General features: G+C 36.4%; 8 protein-coding genes. 5 read left to right on the forward strand and 3 right to left on the reverse strand.

What is annotated here, in order from left to right:
* Positions 1-605 precede the first annotated feature (605 nt).
* From JMV76_RS14350 to JMV76_RS14360, 3 genes are all read left to right on the forward strand, one after another.
* Positions 606-917 carry a hypothetical protein gene (locus JMV76_RS14350; RefSeq protein ID WP_181716308.1) on the forward strand — a complete coding sequence of 104 codons (312 nt, stop codon included), beginning with the start codon at positions 606-608 and terminating at the stop codon, positions 915-917.
* A gap of 169 nt (positions 918-1,086) precedes the next feature.
* Positions 1,087-1,371 (forward strand): type II toxin-antitoxin system RelB/DinJ family antitoxin, encoded by a 285-nt coding sequence (locus tag JMV76_RS14355; protein ID WP_068039762.1) that lies wholly within the window; start codon positions 1,087-1,089, stop codon positions 1,369-1,371.
* Positions 1,358-1,624: a type II toxin-antitoxin system RelE/ParE family toxin gene (locus tag JMV76_RS14360; RefSeq protein ID WP_201503145.1), complete on the forward strand. Its 267-nt coding sequence runs from the start codon at positions 1,358-1,360 to the stop codon at positions 1,622-1,624. The genes JMV76_RS14355 and JMV76_RS14360 overlap by 14 nt, the downstream gene beginning before the upstream one ends.
* Before the next feature lie 22 nt (positions 1,625-1,646).
* Here JMV76_RS14360 and JMV76_RS14365 read toward each other — a convergent pair whose 3' ends face one another.
* The gene (locus JMV76_RS14365; RefSeq protein ID WP_201503146.1) at positions 1,647-2,525 is read right to left on the reverse strand and encodes a hypothetical protein; all 879 of its coding nucleotides are present in this window, start codon (positions 2,523-2,525) and stop codon (positions 1,647-1,649) included.
* A gap of 231 nt (positions 2,526-2,756) precedes the next feature.
* Here JMV76_RS14365 and JMV76_RS14370 point away from each other — a divergent pair, with 231 nt between their 5' ends.
* Both JMV76_RS14370 and JMV76_RS14375 read left to right on the forward strand, forming a co-directional pair.
* Positions 2,757-2,939: a hypothetical protein gene (locus JMV76_RS14370; RefSeq protein WP_201503150.1), complete on the forward strand. Its 183-nt coding sequence runs from the start codon at positions 2,757-2,759 to the stop codon at positions 2,937-2,939.
* 48 nt (positions 2,940-2,987) lie between these two features.
* On the forward strand, positions 2,988-3,380 hold the full coding sequence (locus JMV76_RS14375; protein WP_201503147.1) for a hypothetical protein: 393 nt from the start codon (positions 2,988-2,990) through the stop codon (positions 3,378-3,380).
* A 143-nt stretch (positions 3,381-3,523) separates the two neighbouring features.
* Here JMV76_RS14375 and repM read toward each other — a convergent pair whose 3' ends face one another.
* Together repM and mobV are read right to left on the reverse strand one after the other, a co-directional pair.
* Positions 3,524-4,471: a replication initiation protein RepM gene (repM, locus tag JMV76_RS14380; protein ID WP_201503148.1), complete on the reverse strand. Its 948-nt coding sequence runs from the start codon at positions 4,469-4,471 to the stop codon at positions 3,524-3,526.
* 463 nt (positions 4,472-4,934) lie between these two features.
* A partial coding sequence (mobV, locus tag JMV76_RS14385; protein WP_201503149.1) for a MobV family relaxase occupies positions 4,935-5,752 on the reverse strand: 818 nt, incomplete at its 5' end.

A 5,752-nucleotide genomic window follows, 5' to 3' on the forward strand; every position in this document is an offset into this window, starting at 1 on the left:
CTATCGTTCGATAGCTGTGTGCAAGACTGCCACCAATGTTGCCCATCGTCTTTAATTTTGCCGTCCTCAAAATTGCATAGTTCATCGCCACTTTTTTCCTATAATTGGGTGTTATTTCACTGAGGTGTACTTACTACACCATAAATTCGCCTGTTAGGAAAGCGTGATTTTTGCAGCAAAAGGCGGTAAAAAAGGGCTATTTTTCACTGTTTTTCAACTTGGCTGTTTACAGATTGTAAACACCTTTTTCATTTTTAAATCAATAACTTATAACGATTTTGTTTGCACTTTGCAAACACTCAAATTTCAATAAACCTAACAATATCAGCTATTTGGCAGTCCCTTTAGGGTGCGTAAGGTGTAGTCATTAAATTAGGTAGAAAATGACGGGTCTTTTATCTGTCGTAAAATCTGCTACAAAAAAGGGCTTATAAGAGCGTTACTTCTCGTCATTCACTGGCATAATCTTAGGCTGGTACAAATAATTTATTAGCCTAAAAAATCATCTGTAGCTACAGATGATTCCAATGGTCTGATTAGTTATTCTTTATAAATAATCAACACTCTACAAGCTATATAAAGCTTATAGACACGAGGAAAGAATCATGAAATTTGATTTAAGAGGTTTTGATCAACTAGAGAAGAATCTTTCAGAGTTATCTGGCACTCACAGTATCCCACTGGATGATCTTATGACCCCTGATTTTATATCTAGTTGCAGTCAATATTCGAATTTTGAGGAACTAATAGAAGCTTCTGGGTTCAAAGTAGAAACAGAAGAAGATTTTGCAGCCATCCCAGATCAGGAGTGGGAGCAGTTTATTCAAACAAATACATCTTATGAAAGCTGGATAGAAATGCAAGAAGCTGCTGGGGTTAGTCATATAGAATCAAAACTACTTAAAGGCTTAAAGTAGAGACGTATAATCAAGGTTTTCCCTAACTCTATGTCATACAAAAACTCAGAAAGAAAGCCATTAGCCTTTTTCTGGGTTTTTAATAAGAAGTATAAAATACTAAAACTATTGAGATCTAATCACCTATCGCTTATATTGGATGTACAAACATAAGCGATAGGTGATTACTATGACTACAACTAATTATAATATACGGCTTGACCAGGATCTGAAAGATAGGTCTTTTTCTGTTCTTGAAAGCTATGGTCTAACGCCTTCACAAGCCATTAGACTGTTCTTGAACCAAGTAGCCGATACCAATGCGATTCCCCTGTCTTTTGACTATCAACAACCTAAGCTCAACGCGCAAACTATTGCAGCTATTGCTGAGGTTGCGAGCGGTAAAGGCACCAAATACGATAGCTTTGGTGATCTCATGGATGAGCTAGAAGGCGAGGCTGATGAGATCCATTGAAGTATCAAGTCAGTTTAAGAGAGATGCCAAGAAGAATTATCTAAGTTTACTCACTCCTGCATGGGGTGAGGTACTCAATTGTTTGACTAACGATATACCACTACCGGCTAAATACAAAGATCATGCGTTGACCGGCAACCATAAAGGGTTTAGGGATTGCCATATCAAGCCTGACTTGGTGCTTATCTACCGTATTCAGAGCGATACGGTAGATTTTGTTAGGCTGGGTAGCCATTCCGAAATATTTGATTAGACTATTTTTAGTAGTGTGCTAATTAATCGAATATAGGATGATTGAGAGAGAGACACCATTCATCATTGTAGATCGAAGAATAAGGGTTGCTCGATAATAGTTTTCGACTTCCTCCTCTGGATACACTGTAAGCTTTCCAAGCTAAAATACTACTATTTATAATGTTCAGACGTACAGAAAGTATGTATCCGATACGACATTTATCTATATCTGAGCCATATACATTAGTAGCTTGGACTATATCATTTAAATACAATGAAGCTGACTCTTCATAGATTTTCATGACATTAGTAAATCCTCCACATAGTGCTGGATAACGTATCATCTCCAAGAATAGCTCACCAATACCTATCACTCGTATATTAGTATCAAACTGTATAGGAATATAGGCAACTGATCGAGCGTATACATTTAGGTAACGATTTTTTATCCTAATATTTTCTGAAGGGTAATGTAATAAGTAGTTCTTTTTTTCTCTTTCATAGCTAACTTTATACTTTTTCCATTGACTCCTAACGGGAGTAGAAAAATCTATTCTAATCGTCTTTTGTTCTGTAAAACCATAAAGATACATAGCGCTCAAGTAAGATATATATCCAATTTGATAGAGAGAACAAACTATCTCAAAATCACTATAAGATTTCGTACCAATAGTAAAGTAACTATGACTACTATCTTTTATTAAAGCTCTGTTTAATAGAAATTCGCTAACTTCAACGAACTTCTTATTAATATTAGTATTCTTCCTCATCCCTGTGACTTGCTTATCGTTAAAGGATTTGCTGTGCTTTAACGTTTTAAGAAAGTTTATCAGCTCTGATTTTAGAAATGCAATACGTCCATCTAGACCTTCCAACCAAATCAGTACTACTTCAAAAATATCTATTTTCTTCTTTTCCATAGTATGAAAATAACCCTTCAATAAGTTAACACTTCTTTATTAAATTAATTCAAAAATTGACTTAAAATCGTTAATCAATTAAAATGCGTCCTTAGGACGCATTTTAATTGATTAACAAATTTTACACTATTTTTATGATAATATAACCATATAATAGTTATATATTAAGAAATAGTAGACAAATTACTATTATCTGACATTCCTGCTGAAGTACAAAAGTTGGAGAACAAAATGAACACTCAACAATGTTTAACAGAATCGAAAAGAATGAATAACCGTTCTAAGCGTAGAAACAATCATGTCAAAATAAACGTGGAAAGAATGCGTGTAGCCCTAGATGCGGAAGTTTTTACTATGCCTAAAGGTCTTACTAGAGAACAAAAACGCCAGTTCATAATTGGAAGTGCTGATTAGAAATAGTATACTATCGTCTAATTACGGTACATCTTTTAGGATAGCTCATTGGAATACATATTTGATTACGGAAAGCTGTTCGCCAATGAGTTCAAGCATTACCCTCAAAATCAGCAAGATGCTATCCTTGATTTTTTAGACATATACGAAGTACATGGTCTAAGGAGTTTTAAACTTTATAAAGGTAAGATAGCTTTTTCTTGGAAGGGCTTAAATTATAAAGATCCAGCTTACCAATATGCGAAGAGCAATGACCTATGGCACGCACATATAGGACTACCTAGTTTTCGTAAGAGTGACTTTGGTCCATATTATACATCAGATATGATTTTGCACTTTCAGTGGGTAAATAGAGGTAATGTTATAAAAGTAGTAGATATTACTCCCCACTACAAAGCGGATCGTCAGTTTTGGTTGCCAGCCCCAAGCTATTTGAAGTAATTTAGGAACAAAAAAAAGAGACCTTAAAGGTCTCTTTTTTTTGTTCCTAAATCAGTAAGCTGTTTAATAAAAACTAACGCTTTTTGCATCTGTAGGTACACTGTTTTAAATCCTTACTAGGAAGTCAAATGTACTTAAAAATCCTAGTATTCAAGATATTCTCTGATAGGACGTTTATTAAACTGCGTAGGGTCTTTTTTAAGGCGGTTAACCATTTCAAACTCCCACCCTTGCTGTGACTGACCAGCTGGGCTAGTAGGGCTTACTAAATGATTGTATTCCGCCATAAAAGCAGGGTTACGAGCAATACGCCCTAGCTGCTTATCATTCAATCCATCGACTGTGAACATATCTGCCGTACTAGCGTCACGCTCTTTACTAACTACATCAGTCTTAGCTTTTGGCTTTTCATGAACAGTGAAAGTAAAACCTATAATCTTGCGACCTTTTTTCTTTTGAGTATAGTTAATATTGAGGTCTGATTTTTCGTTTATCTCTCCAACGGCAAGGTCTAGCACTCGTATTTTAAAGTTACTCATTGCTTTGTATTCATCATCTTCAACTCCAAGCTGCCCCCTAAACTCTTGCAATTCAAACATAGGAGTTTTTTTAGCTTGTTTCCATTGGACTAGCAGCTCATAAAGTCTTACCGAGTAGTTACTGGTCATCGTAGCCGTCTGTTCTAATAAGTATTTAGTGAAAAACTCTTCAGCACCATCAATTCGAGTAATCCCTTGTACTACAGCTGGAGTAAATACAACTTCAATTGCTCCTTCGTCATCTAGGTATCTAACTTGCGACAACCAACGAGACTTAACCAACTTACCTTCATCATCAATATAACTAAAACGTCTATTAAATAACGTATCTTCAGCTTCTTTCATCATCAAGTAGCCATTCTGTCTTGTCGTATCGAAAACCTCTGCATACCTAAGAGCATCAATACGTAAGGGCGTTTCTGCTGTCAAACCTTTTCCTGTTTCCCTAGCATCAACAACCGCGAGTTGAACGATACGTATTTCAGCAAGCTTTAGATTCTGTAGAACTGTGTTTAGGTGGTGGGTTTTTACCACTAGATTAGATTTAGCCATTCCTGCTACCTTTTAGTTACTTTATTAAGATCTGCAATTAAGATAACATAGATATATTAGTAATTAAATACCTTAAATATATTAGTAGTTAAATGGTAAGTAAACGTAAGCTTATGGGTAAGTAAACGTAAGCTTATGGGTAAGTAAACGTAAGCTTATGGGTAAGTAAACGTAATTAAATGGAGGTTGCAGCCCTTTAATACCAATGGATACAGAGGGCTTAAAAGCTGTTAAAAGCATTTAAAAGCATAAAAAGCATTTTTTTATTTTTTACTAATGAAAAAGACAAAAGAAAAAAGTGCTAGTTACCACAAAATATTAGGGGGTTTTTATACTCTTTTGGATCATGTGATCGATCAATTATTTATTTCTAACTTATTCATTAGTTTGTTTTTAACCTTCGTAATGATCTATAGAAACCACTCTATATGCCTACATAATTAGATTTAACAGCCTTCATTCTCTATTTTGATAGATACCTAGCCCTTTCATATTTAACTCTCTCTATGGCGATTTTACGGCTTTCTAGCTGTATTGCCTCATTCACCCTAGCAATTTCCTCTTGATTTAACCCTTCAACTGCGCCTAAGTAAGGCTCAACACGCTTTTTTAGAGTCTCATAGCTGTCTTCCGCCACGATTTTATCCATCTTAGCTTTTTCGTAGTCCGCTAAGATGCTGTTTGCTGCCTTCACAGTAGGTTCTATTTGCTCAATAACGGCTGCTGTTACCTTTTGACCATACTTAGCCTTGCTTTCAAACATTTCAGGCTTAGGTGATACGGTTGTAATACTAAAATCACGCGCGTGATTGATGTCGTGGTAATACTCCTTGATGCTGGTATGCTTGGCTTTAGAGCCTTCCTTGCCCCTCGTTAGCCCTAAATCAGCGACCGCATTGGCAAAATCGGTTTGCATCTTGTTTAATTTAGCCCTACCGCCTAGAAAATCCTTACAGTTCAGCTTCCCCTTTTGGTCAATAGGAACGACATAAGCAACTAGGTGCGGTGTGCTTATGTCTCGATGAATACTCATACCTGCAATGTTTTCTTCCCCATGCTTATCCATGAGCCACTGAGCAGATCGCTTAAAAAATTCCCCTTCCTTGCCGCTTCCCCAGCCTTCCCATTCAGGACTGGCGGTTATTAGATACTCAATACAGAGCACCGCATCAGAGCGTCTTTTTTCAGGAAGTCGGTCTTGTATTGCTTGTTTGACTGCTTCAGGGGTAGCAACGCTATGATGATTTTTAGGGGTGAGGTTGGGGTCAGCATTTGGCGTTT

It is taken from the genome of Psychrobacter cibarius, from assembly GCF_904845955.1.
GTDB classification, from domain to species: Bacteria; Pseudomonadota; Gammaproteobacteria; order Pseudomonadales; family Moraxellaceae; genus Psychrobacter; species Psychrobacter cibarius_B.

Excerpts from the sequence above, each read along its gene's own strand:
- JMV76_RS14350 (WP_181716308.1), top strand. The coding sequence starts at position 606 with ATGAAATTTGATTTAAGAGGTTTTGATCAACTAGAGAAGAATCTTTCA.
- JMV76_RS14355 (WP_068039762.1), top strand. The coding sequence starts at position 1,087 with ATGACTACAACTAATTATAATATACGGCTTGACCAGGATCTGAAAGAT.
- JMV76_RS14360 (WP_201503145.1), top strand. The coding sequence starts at position 1,358 with ATGAGATCCATTGAAGTATCAAGTCAGTTTAAGAGAGATGCCAAGAAG.
- JMV76_RS14365 (WP_201503146.1), bottom strand. The coding sequence starts at position 2,525 with ATGGAAAAGAAGAAAATAGATATTTTTGAAGTAGTACTGATTTGGTTG.
- JMV76_RS14370 (WP_201503150.1), top strand. The coding sequence starts at position 2,757 with ATGAACACTCAACAATGTTTAACAGAATCGAAAAGAATGAATAACCGT.
- repM (WP_201503148.1), bottom strand. The coding sequence starts at position 4,471 with ATGGCTAAATCTAATCTAGTGGTAAAAACCCACCACCTAAACACAGTT.